We start from the raw sequence: 18,941 nt of genomic DNA on the forward strand, positions 1-18,941 counted from the left end.
TTTCTGATTTGGCCACGCTTACCACCCGAGGTTGTGTTGAAAAATATTAATATACCCAAGTAACTTCAAGATGCGAGTTTCAGCAAGAATAAAACAAGCTTTAGGCAAGGCAAATTGAACATGATCATAGTTATTCTATCTCTGTTCAATTTAACGCAGCATAAAGCTTGTTTTAACTTGCCCTTCGGGAGCTTCATCCAAACCTCTTCTTTTTATAAGAGATAGGCCGCGTCAGATTGGTTTGAAAGGTGCTTACATTCCTTCGCCAATCTTCCTTGCCTAAAGGTCTGGATGATAGCTCTGAATTCTGCATCTTGAAGTCACTTGGGTATATAGCCCGACATGATATTTTTCATACCAGTAGAAAGCAATGAAAATGGCCCAGTTCATATTGAAGTGGGCCATTTTTAATACGGGATTAAATTCAATATTGTCGATTTAATCGTTCATTTAAGTTAATGCGGGTTCTGTTCGTTTAGCATTAAGTAGAATAATCACCGCGACAATAGCAAAACAAATTAAGCGATAAATATCGCCCGTAAATAAGATCCCTAGAGCAAGAATTAGTAGTAAACTACGCTCGACTGCATTTAGTGGTTTAACTAGGCGCCCCTCGATTCCACCTGCAAAGGCAAAGATAAGACCTAATGTAGTGAGCACGCCAATAAAGAAGTGAGTCAGTTCACCATCAAGCCAAATTAAGCCGGAGAAAGCCATCATGGCTGGAATAATGAAGAAGCCTTGTGCCAGTTTAAATGCTTGAATGGCAGACTTCATTGGTGAAGCTCCTGCAATCCCTGCTCCCGCAAAAGCAGCTAACGCAATAGGAGGAGTGACGTTAGAGGTTTGAGATAGCCAGAACACAATCATGTGTGCGGTTAATAACCCTAAACCAAAATCATTGAGCGCCGGTACCGCCATCACAGACAACACGATATAGGCAGCGGTGACTGGAAGCCCCATACCTAAGATCACTGCAGCAATTGCAATTAAACCTAGTGCAGACCACAAGTAGCCGCCAGATAATGCAATTAAGAATTGAGTAAATTGCAAGCCTATTCCCGTTTGACCAACTACGCCAACAACAATACCCGCAGTGGCACAGGCAATTGAAATCGGTACTGCCGAGATCGCGCCTTCTTTTAGTCCTTGTAAAAATACAGAGAAAGTAATACGACTATGTTTTCTTAACATCGCTGCCACTAAAATCGCAGCACATCCTGCAATACCAACCAATACAGGCGAGTAGCTCATCAATAACAAGGTCGTAATGAAGACCAATGGCACTAAGAAATGCCAGCCATTTTTCATTACCACCCCGATTTTATCTGTTACGCTCATGCCTTGTAGGCCAAGTTTGCAAGCCATTAAATGCACATAGAGTAAGGTGCTTGCAAAGTAGAGAATCGCAGGAGCAATCGACACTAGTAAAATGTCGCTGTAAGGAATGCCAGTAAATTGTGCCATCACAAAAGCGCCGGCCCCCATTACTGGTGGCATTATTTGCCCTCCGGTTGACGCCGCGGCTTCTATGCCTGCCGCTTGTTCTGGTTTGTAGCCGAGCTTTTTCATCATAGGAATGGTTAAAGCGCCGGTTGTCACAGTGTTGGCAATGGCTGAACCAGAAATTGATCCTAGCGCAGCAGAAGCTAAAACACTTGCCTTGGCTGGACCGCCACGGTATTTACCTGCAATCGCAAACGCGGCATCAATGAAAAATTGCCCAGCGCCAGTTACTTGTAAAAATGCGCCAAATAACACAAACATAAACACTACCCCTGCGGCAATCGCGAGTGGAGCACCGAATACACCGTTGGTAGAGAAAATATGAAAACGGATCACTTCTTCAAGTGAGAAACCTTTACTGGCAACACCAGCTGGTAGGGCATCGCCAAAGAAAGCGTAGGCTAAAAATAACCCTGCAATAAACACCATGACAAAGCCTACGGTGCGGCGAGTCGCTTCTAATAGTGCGACGATTAAAATCACGCCCGCAAGTTGGTCGATAGGCTGTAAGCCATCCAATAAAAAACCGATGTCATCGTAATCAAAAATACTGATTTGATAAGTGGCCCAGCAAGTTGCCACAATCAATACAATATCAATCAGGCGTGAGCATAAATAAAGCCCAATTGGCTTATTTTCTGGTTTGAGTAATGGGTAGAGTAAGAAAGCTAAAGTTAAGATCCAAGCTAAATGGATAGGTCGAAAAATAGGGGCGGATAAAGTGGGTTGTAGACCTTGCCATACTTGAAAAACAGATAAGCCAACAGCGACCGCCGCAGCAAAATAGACAAAACCATCAGTAACAGTTTGGCTAAGCGGTTTGGATTGTGTCATTTCAAACTCCGTATGAAAAAACCAGATTCATTATTGAAACGTTTAAGGGGAAAGCGGCAACAGTCATATTGCCGCTTTAATGGATAAAGAAAGTTATTTCTTCATTTGTTCATCAAGGTATTGTTGTGCACCAGGGTGTAGCGCAATGCCTGATAGTTTGTTCATATTCTCAAGCGTCGTGAACTTGGTTACTCCAACCACTTGGCGAATTTTGTTCATGTTATCAAATGCTACTTTAGTCATTTCATAGGCTTGCTCTTTTGGCATCTTCTTATTGACGACTAGGACATTCCATACCGCGGGTGTGGTAAATGCTGGTACGTTTTTATAAGTTTCAGCCGGTGCTTCTAATGGTTGGTAAGATGGATTGGCAGCAACGATCTTTTTCATGTCATCTTCGCTAAAAGACAAAATACGAATATCGCGAGTCAGGGCTAATTCGGTAATCGCACCAACACCTAAACTGCCTACGATCACGCCTGCATCAATTTGACCATTAGCGAGCGCATTGGTTGTCGCAGTGTAGTTAAGTGATTGAGGTTTTACGTCACTTTCATTAATGCCTAGGGTACTTAAAATATTGACCGCACTAACACGCGTACCTGAACCTGGTGCGCCTAGAGAAATACGCTTCCCTTTTAGGTCGGCAATGGAGTGGATATCAGAGTTAGCTGGTACCATAAACTGAACCGCGTTTGGATAAAGTGCAAATAGAACCGATACATCCATCTTTCTAGGGAATGGTTTTACTCCCTCATTAGCTTGCAGAACCACGTTACCTTGCGCAATACCAATTAGTTGTTTACCTGTTGCAACCTTGATTGTGTTTTCAACTGATGCAGCGGTCACTTCGGCGCGCATATCAAAATCATCAATATTCTCACTCCAGATTTTGGCTAAAATGCCGCCAAGTGGGTAATATGTACCGCTCTGGCTACCGGTTCCTATCGTATAGCTAGCTGCAAAAACGGGGATTGAAACCGCGAGTGATACGGCGACTAAGGTCTGTTTAGCAAATTTCTTTAACATGGTCACTTCCCTTTCTCGTTATAAGGTAAATCTAGATAACAACGGATTGAGTATAGAGTGAAATTTATTGTGAAAGAGTTGTTAAATTATCTAGGTGTGATTTCTAACAATGAATTACAACGAAAAGTTAAGTAACGTCACAAAAATGAATGACAAATAGAAGAGAGCAGAGCATGAATTTATCGGAATTACATATTCTTAGTAAACGAGTTGGCATTAAACTAAAGCAACAATCGCAAGTATTAGTGACCGCTGAATCATGCACCGGTGGTGGAATTGCGGCGGCAATCACCGATGCGTCAGGCAGTTCAGCTTGGTTTGACCGTGCATTTGTCACTTACAGTAATGAAGCTAAAATGGAAATGTTGGGTGTTGCTGAGATGACTTTGCTCGAGCATGGCGCAGTTAGCGAACAAACAGTAAAAGAGATGGCACTTGGCGCTTTGCAATATTCAATAGGGTCATTTGCAATATCCGTCAGTGGTATAGCTGGACCTTCTGGTGGTAGCGATGAAAAGCCAGTTGGTACAGTTTGCTTTGGGTGGGCAAATTCACAAGGTGATCTCGACATCGAAACTATGTATTTTAGTGGTAACCGTGAAGAAGTGAGGTTACAAGCTTGCTGGCATGCATTAGAACACTTAGAAGATATGTTAGACAAAACGGAATAAATTGGCTGAAAAAAATTTAAAAGTAAAAAAATTATACCCAGGTGTGGACACTGTACAAACAAACAGTATAATGAACCCATCTTTACAAGAACAAATTTAACGCATCTGATAGGTGGAATTAGAATGGACGAGAACAAACAAAAAGCTCTAGCGGCGGCACTTGGCCAAATCGAAAAACAATTTGGTAAAGGCTCAATTATGAAATTGGGTGACAACCGCACGATGGACGTAGAAACTATTTCTACAGGTTCTCTTGCTTTGGATATCGCATTGGGTGCGGGTGGTTTACCCATGGGACGTATCGTAGAAGTATACGGTCCTGAAAGTTCAGGTAAAACAACATTAACATTAGAATTAATTGCGGCAGCGCAACGTTCAGGAAAAACCTGTGCATTCGTTGATGCGGAGCACGCGTTAGATCCAATTTACGCGAAAAAATTAGGCGTAAATATTGATGAGTTACTCGTTTCTCAGCCTGATACAGGCGAGCAAGCACTTGAAATTTGTGATGCGTTAGCTCGTTCTGGTGCAATTGATGTGTTAGTTGTCGATTCGGTTGCTGCTTTAACACCGAAAGCGGAAATTGAAGGAGAAATGGGCGATAGCCACATGGGCCTTCAAGCGCGTATGCTTTCTCAAGCAATGCGTAAATTGACTGGTAACCTAAAACAATCTAACTGTATGTGTATATTCATCAACCAAATCCGTATGAAGATTGGTGTGATGTTTGGTTCACCAGAAACCACAACGGGTGGTAACGCGCTGAAATTCTACGCATCTGTTCGTCTTGATATTCGCCGTACAGGTGCTATCAAAGATGGTGACGAAGTAGTCGGTAACGAAACGCGTATTAAAGTGGTTAAGAACAAGATTGCGGCACCGTTTAAACAAGCTGAAACACAAATTCTTTATGGTAAAGGCTTTAACCGTGAAGGTGAGCTAATCGACCTAGGTGTGAAGAACAAACTGGTTGAGAAAGCTGGCGCATGGTACAGCTACCAAGGCGATAAAATTGGCCAAGGTAAAGCAAACTCTTGTAACTACTTACGTGAACATCCAGAGATTGCACAAGAAATCGATACTAAGCTTCGTGAAATGCTACTAGCACCAGTTGTTGCTGAAGATGAAGTAGTAGAAGCTGCTGAAGTTGAATCTGGTGATGAGTTTTAATTTACCGATTTAACCATAGATATAAATTGAGCCCTGCCAATTGCGTAGGGCTTTTTGCTATATATCTTTGCTACAAAGACCCTAGTTTTTAATTTAGATGGTTTCCATGTACCGAAAAAAGATGAAACTTTCTGCCCGAGAAGTCGCCGTGCAATTGCTTAGCCGACGAGATCATGGAGAGTTTGAATTAAAGCAAAAGCTAACTGTAAAAGAATTTGAAGATCAAGAAATTAATCAAGCACTAGAGTATTGTATCTCTAATGGTTGGATGGATGACCTGCGTTATGCAAAAAGCCAAGTAAGACAGCATGTTTACAAAGGTCATGGTAAGCGTCGAATTCAACAAGAGTTATCAATGAAGCAAGTTGCCGATCATATTATTGAACAAGCGTTTGATGAAGAGCCGCAAGATTGGTTTGAATTAGCAAAAGAAACCGCGCAAAAAAAGTTTAAAGGAAAAAAAGCCATTGACCAAAAAGCTTACGCGAAACAGATCCGTTTTTTGCAATATCGTGGCTTTGATTTTGACCAAATACAATATGCTTTATCGAGTTTTGAGGATGAAGATTAATCGCTTAAACCGACGTAATACTCTCAAATAATCAATAAGCTCCTACAGTAACTTGTTTTACTAACGACTCGTCATCCATTACAATAGCCGACAATTATACCTCGAATATTTCCGGAAGAATTGCATGTACATGAGCACAGATGAGGTACGCCGCGCGTTCCTATCGTTCTTTGAAAGCAAAGGACACCAAATTGTTGATAGTTCTTCATTAGTTCCTGCTAATGATCCAACCTTGCTATTTACCAATGCAGGGATGAACCAATTTAAAGATTGTTTTCTAGGTGCTGAAAAACGCAACTATACTCGTGCGACTACCGCCCAACGCTGTGTACGTGCTGGTGGTAAGCATAATGATTTAGAAAATGTTGGTTTCACCGCGCGTCACCACACTTTTTTTGAAATGCTAGGTAACTTCAGTTTTGGTGACTATTTCAAGCATGATGCGATTGCTTATGCGTGGGAATTCTTAACCGAAGTATTGCAACTTCCGAAAGAAAAATTATTGGTTACTGTTTATGAAACTGATGATGAAGCGTTTGATATTTGGAATAAAGACATTGGTATTCCAGCGGAGCGAATCGTACGAATTGGTGATAAGAAGGGCGGTAAAGCTTACGAGTCAGATAATTTCTGGCAAATGGGTGACACGGGTCCTTGTGGTCCTTGTACCGAAATTTTCTATGATCACGGTGAACATATTTGGGGGGGACGTCCGGGGACACCTGAAGAGGACGGTGACCGTTTTATCGAGATTTGGAATAACGTATTCATGCAATTTAACCGCCATGCTGACGGTACAATGGAACCCCTTCCTAAGCCGTCTGTTGATACTGGCATGGGTATTGAACGTATCTCTGCCATTATGCAAGGTGTGCACTCAAACTATGAAATCGACGTATTCCAAACGCTGATTAAAGCAGCAGCGGAAGTGATCGGTACTGAAGATTTAGATAATCAATCACTGCGTGTAGTGGCGGATCATATTCGTTCATGTTCATTCTTGATCGTTGACGGCGTAATGCCGTCAAATGAAGGTCGTGGTTATGTACTTCGCCGTATTATTCGTCGTGCAGTACGTCACGGTAACAAGCTTGGCGCTCAAGGTACCTTCTTCTACAAACTAGTGGGCCAATTGGCAGAAGTCATGGGAACCGCGGGTGATGAGCTGAAAAAACAGCAGCCTGTGGTTGAAAAAGTATTGCGTATCGAAGAAGAAAATTTTGCCCGTACTCTTGACCGTGGTATGACAATCTTAAATGAAGCGATTGACGCAATGGACTCACAACAAGGTGAGAAAGTGCTTGATGGTGAAACGGTATTTAAACTTTACGATACTTACGGCTTTCCAGCAGATTTAACGAATGATGTCGCACGTGAACGTAATGTATCAATTGATGAAGATGGTTTTGAAAAAGCGATGGAAGCTCAGCGTCAACGTGCGCGTGAAGCGGGGCAATTTGGTACCGATTACAACAAAGCTATTAAAACGGATGCAGACACAGACTTCTGTGGTTATACGGGCGTAACCGGCGAAAGCTCAATTAGTGAGATTTTCGTTGAAGGTGAAGCGGTTGATAGTATCAGCGCAGGTACTGAAGCGATCATTATTTTGGCTGAGACACCTTTCTATGCAGAATCAGGTGGCCAATGTGGTGATGCGGGTACCTTGAAAACCGATTCAGGTTTATTTGAAGTTCAAGATACTCAAAAACTGGGGAATGCAATCGCGCATCACGGTAAATTACTTGAAGGTGTGATGGCGAAATCGGATAAGGCTATTGCTCAAGTTGATGCAGAGCGCCGCAGTGCTATTACTTTAAACCACTCAGCAACTCACTTGTTACATGCAGCACTACGTAAAGTGCTGGGCGAGCACGTGACACAAAAAGGTTCTTTAGTACGATCAGAAAACCTACGTTTTGACTTCTCACACCTTGAAGCGGTAACTGTGGCAGAATTGCGTGAAGTAGAGCGTCTAGTGAATCAACAAGTACGTCGTAACCATGTTGTTGAAACCAATATCATGGATATTGAGTCTGCTAAACAAAAAGGCGCAATGGCCTTGTTTGGTGAGAAGTACGATGATGAAGTGCGCGTATTATCAATGGGAGACTTTTCAACCGAACTTTGTGGTGGCATTCATGCTTCACATACCGGTGATATTGGTTTATTCAAAATTACATCGGAAAGTGGTATTGCTGCGGGTATTCGTCGTATTGAAGCGGTAACTGGAGAAGCCGCACTGGATGCGATTGAAGCAAAAAATAGTCAATATGAGCAGACAATTTCTGAAAACCAAGCTAAAGCGAAGCAGTTAGAAAAAGAAATTCAACAACTTAAAGGCAAGTTAGCTTCACAAGCGGGCGCAAGCTTAATTAATCAAGTCAAGGAAATTGCAGGCATTAAGGTATTGATCAGCCAACTAGATGATGCTGATAACAAAGCACTACGTGGTATGGTTGATGAGCTTAAAAACCAAATTGGCAGTGGTATTATCTTATTAGGTAATGTAACTGATGATAAAGTTGGTTTAATTGCTGGTGTGACGAAAGATTTAACTGGCCAAGTTAAAGCGGGTGAATTAGTTAACTTTGTTGCTCAACAAGTTGGTGGTAAAGGTGGTGGCCGTCCTGATATGGCACAAGCGGGCGGTACAGATGCCGCTGCACTGCCTGGTGCGATGAGCGCTGCTGAAGCTTGGATCACTGAAAAGCTTTAATCTATAAACAAGTTATATACCCTAGTGACTTGGACATAAATGTAAGGCGACGATAATACGTCGCCTTTTTATTGTTTTATAACAACACAGAAACATAACTACGGTAGCTTAAATAGGTTACACTTAGATATATACTGAATTAAAATTTCGGTGGGATCATAAAATTGCGATTTAATGGTCGCTAAGCCATTAATTTTAATTGATTGTGTAAATGGAATGATCGTCAATATAGGTTTACGTATTCTTAACTTGCTAGAGTGAGGCATTTGACAACCATTGACATCAAATTACTTAAAAAACATGTTTTCTCATGAAGTTTATTTACCTAGCTATGACTTTTCATGGATAATGGCATGATTGAAATAATAAATAGAGATTACTCAAGGAGTAGACAATGCTAATTTTGACTCGCCGGGTTGGTGAAACTTTGATGATTGGTGATGAAGTCACCGTGACCGTTCTTGGTGTGAAGGGGAATCAGGTACGTATTGGCGTGAATGCACCAAAAGAAGTATCTGTTCACCGTGAAGAGATTTATATGCGAATTCAAGCAGAAAAAGGTACGGCTTCTGCACCATCTGGTAATTTTTAATTTGCGTTGTATCCGATAAGGTCAGTATTGCTGACCTTTGTTTTTTATAAGTATCGTTAAAAAACAAGAAATAGGTCATATTTTATCGGATTTGATTGAATACTATCCTATTGAACAGTTTTTCGGTTTTTTTGCCAAGAAAGTGTTTGACATATTTTGGGTAAAACGTAATATGTGCCTCCGCAAGACGGTGAGGTGGCCGAGAGGCCGAAGGCGCTCCCCTGCTAAGGGAGTATGCGGTTTGTAGCCGCATCGAGGGTTCGAATCCCTCCCTCACCGCCATTCTTGCATTGTTTCTATAACCATTTAGGTTAGCAACTGAATGTTAAGTTAGGAAACTCTCTAAATATAGAGAATCAGATTATTGCGCGCTCGTAGCTCAGCTGGATAGAGTACCTGGCTACGAACCAGGCGGTCGAAGGTTCGAATCCTTCCGAGCGCGCCATTCTGAGAAGAACAAAAAAGTGGTGAGGTGGCCGAGAGGCCGAAGGCGCTCCCCTGCTAAGGGAGTATGCGGTTTGTAGCCGCATCGAGGGTTCGAATCCCTCCCTCACCGCCATTTGTTCGTTGATGAAAATTTTGGCTTAGCAACTAAAACATCTTCCCAACATGCTCTTTTAGAGATCAAATCATTGCGCGCTCGTAGCTCAGCTGGATAGAGTACCTGGCTACGAACCAGGCGGTCGAAGGTTCGAATCCTTCCGAGCGCGCCATCATTTGATTTAACTACTGAAAAGTAGAACAATTTAAAATTCTTTGCGCGCTCGTAGCTCAGCTGGATAGAGTACCTGGCTACGAACCAGGCGGTCGAAGGTTCGAATCCTTCCGAGCGCGCCATCATTCAAAACATTGAATGTTGTGAATCATTGAAAATACTGCGCGCTCGTAGCTCAGCTGGATAGAGTACCTGGCTACGAACCAGGCGGTCGAAGGTTCGAATCCTTCCGAGCGCGCCATATTTTGAAGCCCTGCACATTTGTGTGGGGCTTTTTTGCATTTTGCACTAAAGACACATTAAGTTGCTTTTAGTCGAATGAATAGTAGGGTAATTTACATCTAATTAACCAAAGCTACTCGATGCAAGCCCTATATAATATGCGTATACCAATGTCAGTTTGTTAACTGGATCAGCTTGGTATAACTTCAGTTAAGCAAAAATAATGTGGATGTCATCAATGATGGCATAACGTAAAGGACAACAACCCATGCCTTCAAATGCAAAGATTGTAATTTCTCAATTCGGTGCTCCAGAGCAACTTGAAATTTTAGATAGTGATATTCCTTCACCAAAAGAAGGTGAGGTATTAGTTAAGGTTTCGTATGCTGGTGTAAACCCTATCGATGTAAAAACGCGAGCAGGGCTAGGTTGGGCGGCTCAGCATAATAAAAATAACCTACCGTGGACTCCAGGTTATGACATCGCTGGTGTTGTGTTAAAGCAGAGCGAAGGCTGTCGTAAATTTAACCTGAATGATATGGTTACTGGCTTTATCGGCTTTCCACTACGTGGCGGTGGTTATAGCCAATATGTATGTGTGCCTGAAAGTGAGCTGGCTTTAATACCTGAAGATGTTTCTTTAAAAGCAGCAGCAGCAATTCCTCTAGCCGGTCAAACTGCAGCGCAAGCATTAGAGAAGGCTAAGATTCAATCGGGCGAAACCGTGGTTATCTTAGCGGGGGCTGGCGGTGTCGGTCATATTGCAGTGCAAATTGCAGTTGCTGCTAAAACTACCGTTTATGCGACATGCAGTGCCGATAACTTGGAATATATTCATTCTTTAGGTGCTATTGGGCTGGATTACGCAAATGCAGATTGTCTTAAAGATATCGGTCATATCGATGTATTGATTGATTTAGTGGGGGGCGATACAGCGATACAAGCGATGAACCATTTACATCCAGGAAGTCGAGTGATCACAGTACCAACGATTACAGCATCGAGCGTTTGTGAGCACGCTTCTCAAAGGGGTATTATTGGAATGGGGATGCTAGTTGAGCCGGATGCTACTCAGCTTGAAGAATTAGTGAAATTGATCAGCGCAGGTATGATCAAGGTTGAAATTGAGCAAGTCATAAATTATCAAGACGTAGTGACTGCACATCAAAAAATTGAAACGGGTCGAGCTCGTGGCAAAATCTTATTGAATATGCAGTCTTAGGCTTTTAGTTGCCAGGTTTTTATTTAGCCCTGCAAGACTTACTTGCAGGGCACCCGCTATGGTTTTTATTTAGCTCTGGCTTTTTAAGTGCTACGTTGCTGCCGGGTAGTTCGGAAGTAACTTTATATGCTGCGCTCAGATTAGAGAATATCTCCCTCTATAGTGTGATGATGGTGGCAACCATAGGCAATACACTGGGAGGGATGACCAATTATTATTTAGGCTTATTACTGCCAAATAGAACATTGAAGCAAAAACGTGGTCAACAATTAGAGCGTTTGATTGAGCGTTATGGTTATTGGGTATTATTAATGAGTTGGCTACCTGTGATTGGTGACCCATTGTGTGCCGCTGCAGGTTGGCTCAGAATGAATCCATGGGTATGCTTTATAGCGATTATGCTGGGTAAAGGCGTGCGTTATGCTTTTCTTGCGATGATTTTTTAAGGGATTGATATAAATGAAAAACTGGCTACTGGTTTTGACTCTGCTTACCTTGTCTGGCTGTTCTCTATGGGAGAATAAAACATCACCCTTGCCACAAGGTGTCCACCTTATTGAATCTCAATCAGCTGATCCTGATAAAGCATCCATCCCGTATTCAAAATATCAATTAGATAATGGCCTAACGGTTATCCTTTCTCCTGACCATTCTGATCCACTTGTCCATGTTGATGTTACCTATCATGTTGGTTCTGCACGTGAAAAAATTGGCCGCTCCGGCTTTGCGCATTTTTTTGAGCATATGATGTTTCAAGGTTCAGAGCATGTTGGTGATCAGCAACACTTTAAGATTGTCACGGAAGCTGGCGGTACTTTAAATGGTACTACCAACCGAGACCGCACCAACTACTTTGAAACTGTACCATCTAACCAGTTAGAAAAAATGCTGTGGTTAGAATCAGATCGTATGGGCTTTTTAGTCAATGCCGTATCACAACGTAAATTCGAAATTCAGCGAGATACGGTGAAAAACGAGCGCGGTCAAAATTATGATAACCGCCCTTATGGCCTAGTGTATGAAAGAATAGGCGAAGCACTGTACCCGAAAAATCATCCTTATTCATGGCAAACCATAGGGTATGTTGAAGACCTAGATCGTGTTGATGTAAATGATTTAAAAGCGTTCTTTTTACGTTGGTATGGCCCAAATAATGCTGTATTAACTATCGGTGGTGATATTGATGAAGCGCAGACTCTTGCGTGGGTAAATAAGTATTTTGGTTCTATTCCTAAAGGACCAGAAGTGACTGATGCTGATAAGCAGCCAGTGAGCTTACCCAATGATCGCTTTATTACCCTAGAAGACCGAATTCGCCAGCCAATGGTTATGATGGCATTTCCAACCGAATATCGTGGTGCAGAGTCAGAAGCGTCGATTGATGCGTTGGCGGCCATTCTAGGTGATGGTAAAAATAGTATCTTGTACCAAAACTTAGTGAAAAACCAAGTTGCTATAGATGCTGGGGCGTTCCAAGATTGCGCCGAGTTATCTTGTACTTTATATGTGTATGCGATGGGGGATTCTGGAGATAAAGGTAATCTCACGCCTATCTATCAAGCATTAAATAAAGCGCTAGAGCAAGTGAAAACGGAAGGCGTTAAGCAAGAGCAACTGGATGCGATTACGGGTCAAGCCGAAGCGGGCACTATCTATGCTCTGCAAAGCGTCAGCGGTAAAGTTTCACAACTTGCTGCTAATCAGACTTTTTATAACCAGCCAGATCGATTACAAACGGAACTGGATCAGATCCGAAGCGTGACGCCAGAATCTGTTCAACAAGCTTATCAGCAATTCGTCGATGGTAAGCACAAAGTGGTGCTCAGTGTCGTGCCGAAAAAGCAAACTCAGTTAGAGGTGCAAAAGCCAAACTTTACGCCACCGAAGCGCGATCTACCTGACTATCCAAAAATTACCGATGATCAACTTGATATTCGTCAGCCGAAAGACAACTTTGACCGCTCGCAAGTACCAGAAGTCGGCCAAGCCGTTTCTGGCACTATGCCTGAGTTATACCGCTTTAATTTAGACAATGGTATTCAAGTCCTTGGCACCACTACCACAGAAACGCCAACGGTCGCTATTCAAGTGTCTTTTCCAGCTGGTAGTCGCTATGTTCCACCGGGTAAAGAAGGCTTAGCCGATTTAACTGCCGCGATGCTGCAAGAGGGCACTACGGAGAACACTAGTGAACAACTGCAACAAGAGTTAGACAAGCTCGGTAGTAGTGTGAGTTTTTCTGCCGGTGGTTATCAGTCGAGTGTTGTGATTACCTCATTGACTAAAAATCTGGATGCGACCTTAAAAATTGCCGATGAAATGCTATTCAAACCTGCCTTTAATCAGCAAGATTTTGAGCGTGTGAAGAATCAAACTATTCAGGGGTTAATTTATTCACACCAACAGCCATCATGGCTTGCCTCACAAGCAACCAAACAAGTGCTGTACAAAGGGAGCTTATTTAGCCGCAATGCCGATGGTAGTGTCGATTCACTTAAGAACTTAACCTTAAAAGATGTACAGCAATTTTATCGTAGCCATTACACGCCGGTAGAGGCGAAAGCGGTGGTTGTTGGCGCGATTGATCAATCACAAGCATCACAAGCATTGAACTTTTTAAATAAGTTGTCTGGTGAAAAAGTAACAATGCCAACGGTCGGTAAGATTAAACCACCTACTAAGCAATCTATTTATTTAGTGGATAAACCGAACTCGCCACAAAGTGTTGTTCGATTAGCGCGTATTGGTATGCCTTATGATGCGACAGGGGAGATGTATTTAACCCAGTTAGCCAACTATAATTTAGGCGGTAATTTTAATAGCCGAATCAACCAAAACTTGCGTGAAGACAAAGGCTTTACCTATGGCGCAGGTGGCGCAGTTTATGGAACCAAAGAAACCGGTTTAGTGTTATATAGTGCACAAGTGAGAGCAGACTCTACCGCTGCCTCTATTCAAGAGCTATTGAAAGAGTTGAAACGCTACAGTCAAGACGGCATGACCGATGATGAACTTGCGTTTATGCGTTTAGCTGTTGGTCAACAAGATGCCTTGAAATATGAGACCCCAGGGCAGAAAGCCAGCTTGTTATATTCAATCTTAGACTATTCATTGAGTGATGATTTTATTGATAAAAAAGCAGAAATAGTAAAAACTGTTGATAAGTCGACACTCAATAAAGCCGCTGCTACTTGGTTCCAGCCACAAGATTTTCAAATTATTGTGGTAGGAGATGCTAAAAAGCTAACTCCTGAATTGAAAAAATTAGCAATTCCTATCCAAAACCTTGAAGTTAAGCATTAACGCCCATAAGTTATGATTGCCCCGTTATTGATGTTAATTCACTTTATCGATAACGGGCCTTTATTTTCTTTGATGTCAGGTTTTCCTGATGGCAATTATCTTCCAGAATGATTATCCTACTCGGATCGCAAACCACAATAAGTGAGTGCTATTTTGACCGACTTTTCTGCACGCCTTGAGCAAGTTGCTAGCAACCCAAACACGTTTAAGCAATTTGGACGCGGAATTGAGCGTGAAGCGTTACGTTATGATCTTAATGATCACCTTGCCTTAACGCCTCATCCTCAAACTTTAGGTTCGGCGTTAACCAACCAATGGATTACCACCGACTTTTCTGAATCTTTACTCGAATTCATTACACCAGTTTCTCATGATGTCGATGTATTACTACATCAATTGAAAGATGTTCATCACTTCACCATGACGAAAATGGGTGATGAGAAGTTGTGGCCGATGTCGATGCCTTGTTTTGTGAGTGATGAAGATAAGATCCCACTCGCAGAGTATGGTGCATCGAATGTTGGCCGAATGAAAAATTTGTATCGCCAAGGCTTGAAGCACCGCTATGGTAGTTTGATGCAAATTATTTCTGGCGTGCACTTTAACTTTTCTTTCCCAGAAAGTTATTGGGATAGCTTATATGGTGAACAAAACGAACAGCAGAGATCGGATACTAAATCAGAAGACTACTTCGCCTTAATTCGTAATTACTACCGTTATGGCTGGATCATTCCATATCTATTTGGTGCTTCACCGGCATTATGTCCTTCATTCTTACAAGGCCGAGAAATTGGGCTAGATTTTGAAAAGATTGGCAAGACGCTATATTTACCTTATGCGACAGCATTACGTTTGAGCGATCTAGGCTATACCAATAGCGCTCAAAGTGATTTGCATATTGGTTTCAATAGCTTGCAAGAGTATCTTGATGGGCTTAACTCGGCGATGCATAAACCTTCAGAGCGATTTGCTAAGCTCGGTGTGAAAGTCGATGGTGAACACCGTCAACTGAACAGCAATGTTTTGCAAATCGAAAATGAACTTTATGCGCCAATTCGACCTAAGCGTGTTGCCAAAGATGGAGAGAAACCATCGGAAGCGTTAAAACGTGGTGGAGTCGAATATATTGAAGTTCGCTCACTAGACGTTAACCCATTCAGCCCTGTTGGGGTGGATAAAGAGCAAGTGCTGTTTTTAGATTTATTCGTGACTTGGTGTGGTTTAAAAGAATCTGCGCCGATGAAAGAGGGCGATTTGGAGTGTTGGCGTAGTAATTGGAATAATGTCATATTGGAAGGGCGTAAACCAGGATTAGAATTTAAACTATGCTGTGACCAAGCGCCGAATACTCTCGTTCATTGGGGTAAGTTAATGTTTGCTCAGTTACAAGAAATTGCGGTTGAAATGGATAAAGCACATGGTGGAAATGATTACCAATCGGTGTGCCAGACGTTAAGTTCATGGATCGAGGATCCTGAGTTAACCATTTCTGGTCGTTTACTTAATAACATTCGTCAAGCGGGTGGTATTGGTAAAGTCGGTTGCCAACTTGGTGAGCAATATCGCGATGAATTATTAGTGCATCAATACCAAGTCTATAATCAGCAGATGATGGAAGCGGAAGTAGTACGCTCTCGTCAGGCTCAGCAAGAAGTCGAAAATGCTGACCAATTAAGCTTTGATGACTTTCTTGCCGACTACTTTTCTTATTTAAGTCAGTCATAATATGATTTGGGGAAGAAGAGTATCCGCTAGCGTAAAGCTTGGTATTAGTCTCCTATTGTTTGGTTGTGCAACGCCGCCGCCTGATAATCAAGATAATATATGTGATATTTTTCGCCAATACCCCAGTTGGTATGAAGATGCTTTAGAGATGAATGATGAATATGTCGTGCCTATTCAGATTTCCATGGCATTTATGAAACAAGAAAGCTCTTTTGTTGGTGATGCTAAGCCGCCTCGTTATTACTTTTTAGGTTTTATTCCTTGGGGGCGAATGAGTAGTGCGTATGGTTATGCACAAGCCCAAGACCCTGTGTGGTCCGAATATCAAGATGAAGTGAATTCTTGGTCTTCAAGAGATGATTTTGGCGATGCCATTATGTTTATTGGCTGGTACATGGATGGTTCGCAAAAGCGTCTAGGCATTTCTAAGTGGGATGCTTACAACCAATACCTTGCGTACCATGACGGTCGTGGTGGTTTTAAACGAAAGACATATCAGAACAAGCCTTCACTAATGAAGGTCGCTCGTCGAGTAGAGCAAACCGCAAAAAATTATGGCTGGCAGTTGAAAAAGTGCCAAGCTGAACTGGAAGATAACCGCAGTTGGTTTTTTTAATGGAACCAATTGTGTTGCAAAGAATTAGGAGAATAAGTAATGCCTTTATTAGATAGCTTCACCGTCGATCACACTCGTATGAGCGCACCTGCAGTTCGTGTTGCCAAGACAATGCAAACCCCAAAAGGCGATACCATTACGGTATTTGATTTACGTTTTTGTATCCCGAATAAAGATATTTTATCTGAGAAAGGGATTCATACTTTAGAGCATTTATATGCCGGCTTTATGCGTGCTAACTTAAACAGTAGTGAAGTGGAAATTATCGATATTTCACCAATGGGTTGTCGCACAGGTTTCTATATGAGTTTGATTGGTACTCCGACTGAACAACAAGTAGCAGATGCTTGGCTTGCAGCGATGAATGATGTACTGAAGGTAGAAGACCAGAATAAAATCCCTGAATTGAATGAGTACCAATGTGGCACTTACTCAATGCATTCATTAACTGAAGCACAAGAGATTGCTAAAAACATCATTGCCGCGGGCATTCAAGTCAATAAAAATGATGAACTAGCACTACCTGAAAGCATGTTACAAGAGCTAAAAGTAGACTAGTAATGTATGCGAGTTTCGTCGCTTCGTTGCTCATATCTCGAATAAGCTGTTACAAATAGAAGGGCCCTTAGCTTATAACAAGCTAAGGGCCCTTTTAAATAATATTACTTCCATATAGATCGAGCAGCGAGAAGCAGGGCGTCCGAGGCTCGATCTCCGCTAACGTACTTTTTTAGGTTTTTTCTTCGAAGGGTAGACCTTCACTAACTTGATCTTGTTCTCGGCGATTTCAATTAATTCCATCTTATGGTTCGCCACTTCAATACTGAGGTAGCTTTCAGGAATATCCTCTAAATGTTCTAAAACCAAACCGTTTAATGTTCTTGGGCCATCGGTTGGTAGTTTCCAATTCAAACCTTTATTGATATCACGGATATTAGCACTGCCTTCAATCAGGTAACTGCCATCGCTTTGTGGCGTGATTTCATCGGCAAGGCTTGGAGACATAGAGGTAGTAAACTCACCAACGATCTCTTCAAGAATATCTTCTAAGGTAATTAAACCAATAATATCGCCGTATTCATCGACAATCATGCCAATGCGTTCTTTATTGCGTTGGAACTTTAATAGTTGAACGTTAAGCGGTGTTGCTTCTGGAATGAAATATACTTCATCGGCAGAACGCAGTAATGTTTCTTTATTAAATTCATTTTTTTCAAGCATTAAGCGGTAGGCTTTACGCAAACGCAACATGCCAACCACTTCATCAATCTGATCACGGTATAATACAACTCGGCCATGAGCTGAGTGAGTCAACTGACGAACAATCGACTTCCAGTCATCATTAATGTCGATGCCGGTGATTTCGTTACGAGGTACCATAATATCGTTTACCGTGACATGCTCTAAATCTAAAATTGAGATCAACATGTCTTGGTGACGACGAGGGATAAGGCTACCTGCCTCATTTACTACGGTGCGGAGCTCTTCGGAACTTAAAGGATCGCCTGTTGAATCTTCCGCTCTTACGCCTAATAAACGTAATAAGCCATTAGTGATGAAGTTGACGAGAATAACAAGTGGTGACAACACCTTCATTAATATGCGTAATAAAATACTACTTGAATATGAAACTCGTTCAGGGTAAAGCGCTGCTAATGTTTTTGGTGTAATTTCAGCAAACACAAGAATGACTAAGGTGAGTACACCTGTGGCAATTGCTACCCCATAATCGCCGTATAAACGCATCCCTATGATGGTGGCAATCGCAGAGGCAAGAATGTTAACTAGGTTGTTACCAATTAAGATAAGACCGATTAAGCGATCTGGGCGTTCAAGGAGTGACTCAACTCGCTTAGCCCCTTTGTGCCCTTGATTAGCAAGATGCCGCAAACGGTAACGGTTTAGAGACATCATGCCAGTTTCTGAGCTAGAGAAATAAGCTGAAATGAGGATAAGTATTGCAAGTAGGGCAAACAACAGCCCCGTCGATATTTCACCCAAACTTAGGTTTTCCTTTGATTATTATAATTAGATACAAACCATCTA

14 protein-coding genes and 6 tRNA genes are annotated in these 18,941 nt (G+C 42.1%); 17 read left to right on the forward strand and 3 right to left on the reverse strand.

Going from position 1 to position 18,941, the window contains the following annotated elements:
• Window positions 1-450: 450 nt before the first annotated feature.
• Entirely contained in the window at window positions 451-2,340 is a 1,890-nt protein-coding gene (locus ACE3G9_RS04040) for a TRAP transporter permease (protein WP_449218524.1), read from the reverse strand.
• A 93-nt stretch (window positions 2,341-2,433) separates the two neighbouring features.
• Window positions 2,434-3,369: a TAXI family TRAP transporter solute-binding subunit gene (locus ACE3G9_RS04045; RefSeq protein ID WP_449218525.1), complete on the reverse strand. Its 936-nt coding sequence runs from the start codon at window positions 3,367-3,369 to the stop codon at window positions 2,434-2,436.
• 173 nt (window positions 3,370-3,542) lie between these two features.
• Between ACE3G9_RS04045 and pncC the strand changes: the two genes are divergently transcribed.
• From pncC to luxS, 17 genes are all read left to right on the forward strand, one after another.
• A complete protein-coding gene (pncC, locus tag ACE3G9_RS04050; RefSeq protein ID WP_449218526.1) occupies window positions 3,543-4,040 on the forward strand; it encodes a nicotinamide-nucleotide amidase in 498 nt (165 codons plus the stop codon).
• 123 nt (window positions 4,041-4,163) lie between these two features.
• Window positions 4,164-5,210 carry a recombinase RecA gene (gene recA, locus ACE3G9_RS04055; protein WP_417880807.1) on the forward strand — a complete coding sequence of 349 codons (1,047 nt, stop codon included), beginning with the start codon at window positions 4,164-4,166 and terminating at the stop codon, window positions 5,208-5,210.
• A gap of 106 nt (window positions 5,211-5,316) precedes the next feature.
• On the forward strand, window positions 5,317-5,781 hold the full coding sequence (gene recX, locus ACE3G9_RS04060) for a recombination regulator RecX (RefSeq protein WP_417880806.1): 465 nt from the start codon (window positions 5,317-5,319) through the stop codon (window positions 5,779-5,781).
• Between the two features lie 124 nt (window positions 5,782-5,905).
• Window positions 5,906-8,500, forward strand: a complete 2,595-nt coding sequence (gene alaS, locus ACE3G9_RS04065; protein ID WP_449218527.1) for an alanine--tRNA ligase — start codon at window positions 5,906-5,908, stop codon at window positions 8,498-8,500.
• Window positions 8,501-8,894: 394 nt separating this feature from the next.
• A complete protein-coding gene (csrA, locus tag ACE3G9_RS04070; RefSeq protein WP_417880804.1) occupies window positions 8,895-9,092 on the forward strand; it encodes a carbon storage regulator CsrA in 198 nt (65 codons plus the stop codon).
• Between the two features lie 189 nt (window positions 9,093-9,281).
• A tRNA-Ser gene (locus tag ACE3G9_RS04075) sits at window positions 9,282-9,374 on the forward strand.
• An 86-nt stretch (window positions 9,375-9,460) separates the two neighbouring features.
• Window positions 9,461-9,537: transfer RNA gene (locus ACE3G9_RS04080), tRNA-Arg, on the forward strand.
• Window positions 9,538-9,558: 21 nt separating this feature from the next.
• Window positions 9,559-9,651: transfer RNA gene (locus ACE3G9_RS04085), tRNA-Ser, on the forward strand.
• A gap of 77 nt (window positions 9,652-9,728) precedes the next feature.
• Window positions 9,729-9,805 (forward strand) — tRNA-Arg (locus ACE3G9_RS04090).
• Window positions 9,806-9,852: 47 nt separating this feature from the next.
• A tRNA-Arg gene (locus tag ACE3G9_RS04095) sits at window positions 9,853-9,929 on the forward strand.
• A gap of 42 nt (window positions 9,930-9,971) precedes the next feature.
• Window positions 9,972-10,048: transfer RNA gene (locus ACE3G9_RS04100), tRNA-Arg, on the forward strand.
• Window positions 10,049-10,297: 249 nt separating this feature from the next.
• Window positions 10,298-11,251, forward strand: a complete 954-nt coding sequence (locus ACE3G9_RS04105; protein WP_449218528.1) for an NADP-dependent oxidoreductase — start codon at window positions 10,298-10,300, stop codon at window positions 11,249-11,251.
• 8 nt (window positions 11,252-11,259) lie between these two features.
• Window positions 11,260-11,697: a YqaA family protein gene (locus ACE3G9_RS04110; protein ID WP_449218529.1), complete on the forward strand. Its 438-nt coding sequence runs from the start codon at window positions 11,260-11,262 to the stop codon at window positions 11,695-11,697.
• 13 nt (window positions 11,698-11,710) lie between these two features.
• Window positions 11,711-14,554 carry a M16 family metallopeptidase gene (locus tag ACE3G9_RS04115; RefSeq protein ID WP_449218530.1) on the forward strand — a complete coding sequence of 948 codons (2,844 nt, stop codon included), beginning with the start codon at window positions 11,711-11,713 and terminating at the stop codon, window positions 14,552-14,554.
• A gap of 153 nt (window positions 14,555-14,707) precedes the next feature.
• Complete coding sequence (gene gshA / locus ACE3G9_RS04120) at window positions 14,708-16,279, forward strand: glutamate--cysteine ligase (RefSeq protein WP_449218531.1); 1,572 nt, start codon at window positions 14,708-14,710, stop codon at window positions 16,277-16,279.
• 1 nt (window position 16,280) lies between these two features.
• Window positions 16,281-16,895, forward strand: a complete 615-nt coding sequence (locus ACE3G9_RS04125; RefSeq protein ID WP_449218532.1) for a transglycosylase SLT domain-containing protein — start codon at window positions 16,281-16,283, stop codon at window positions 16,893-16,895.
• A gap of 39 nt (window positions 16,896-16,934) precedes the next feature.
• Window positions 16,935-17,453, forward strand: a complete 519-nt coding sequence (gene luxS / locus ACE3G9_RS04130; protein WP_237294744.1) for an S-ribosylhomocysteine lyase — start codon at window positions 16,935-16,937, stop codon at window positions 17,451-17,453.
• A gap of 159 nt (window positions 17,454-17,612) precedes the next feature.
• On the opposite strand, the gene ACE3G9_RS04135 is transcribed toward luxS, so the two are convergent.
• On the reverse strand, window positions 17,613-18,896 hold the full coding sequence (locus ACE3G9_RS04135) for an HlyC/CorC family transporter (protein ID WP_417880799.1): 1,284 nt from the start codon (window positions 18,894-18,896) through the stop codon (window positions 17,613-17,615).
• Between the last annotated feature and the right edge of the window lie 45 nt (window positions 18,897-18,941).

The sequence above is a fragment of the Vibrio sp. E150_018 genome, assembly GCF_053544035.1.

Coding starts and splice junctions, on each gene's coding strand:
- pncC (WP_449218526.1), top strand. CDS start 3,543: ATGAATTTATCGGAATTACATATTCTTAGTAAACGAGTTGGCATTAAA.
- luxS (WP_237294744.1), top strand. CDS start 16,935: ATGCCTTTATTAGATAGCTTCACCGTCGATCACACTCGTATGAGCGCA.
- recX (WP_417880806.1), top strand. CDS start 5,317: ATGTACCGAAAAAAGATGAAACTTTCTGCCCGAGAAGTCGCCGTGCAA.
- ACE3G9_RS04125 (WP_449218532.1), top strand. CDS start 16,281: ATGATTTGGGGAAGAAGAGTATCCGCTAGCGTAAAGCTTGGTATTAGT.
- ACE3G9_RS04105 (WP_449218528.1), top strand. CDS start 10,298: ATGCCTTCAAATGCAAAGATTGTAATTTCTCAATTCGGTGCTCCAGAG.
- ACE3G9_RS04115 (WP_449218530.1), top strand. CDS start 11,711: ATGAAAAACTGGCTACTGGTTTTGACTCTGCTTACCTTGTCTGGCTGT.
- recA (WP_417880807.1), top strand. CDS start 4,164: ATGGACGAGAACAAACAAAAAGCTCTAGCGGCGGCACTTGGCCAAATC.
- ACE3G9_RS04040 (WP_449218524.1), bottom strand. CDS start 2,340: ATGACACAATCCAAACCGCTTAGCCAAACTGTTACTGATGGTTTTGTC.
- csrA (WP_417880804.1), top strand. CDS start 8,895: ATGCTAATTTTGACTCGCCGGGTTGGTGAAACTTTGATGATTGGTGAT.
- ACE3G9_RS04045 (WP_449218525.1), bottom strand. CDS start 3,369: ATGTTAAAGAAATTTGCTAAACAGACCTTAGTCGCCGTATCACTCGCG.
- alaS (WP_449218527.1), top strand. CDS start 5,906: ATGTACATGAGCACAGATGAGGTACGCCGCGCGTTCCTATCGTTCTTT.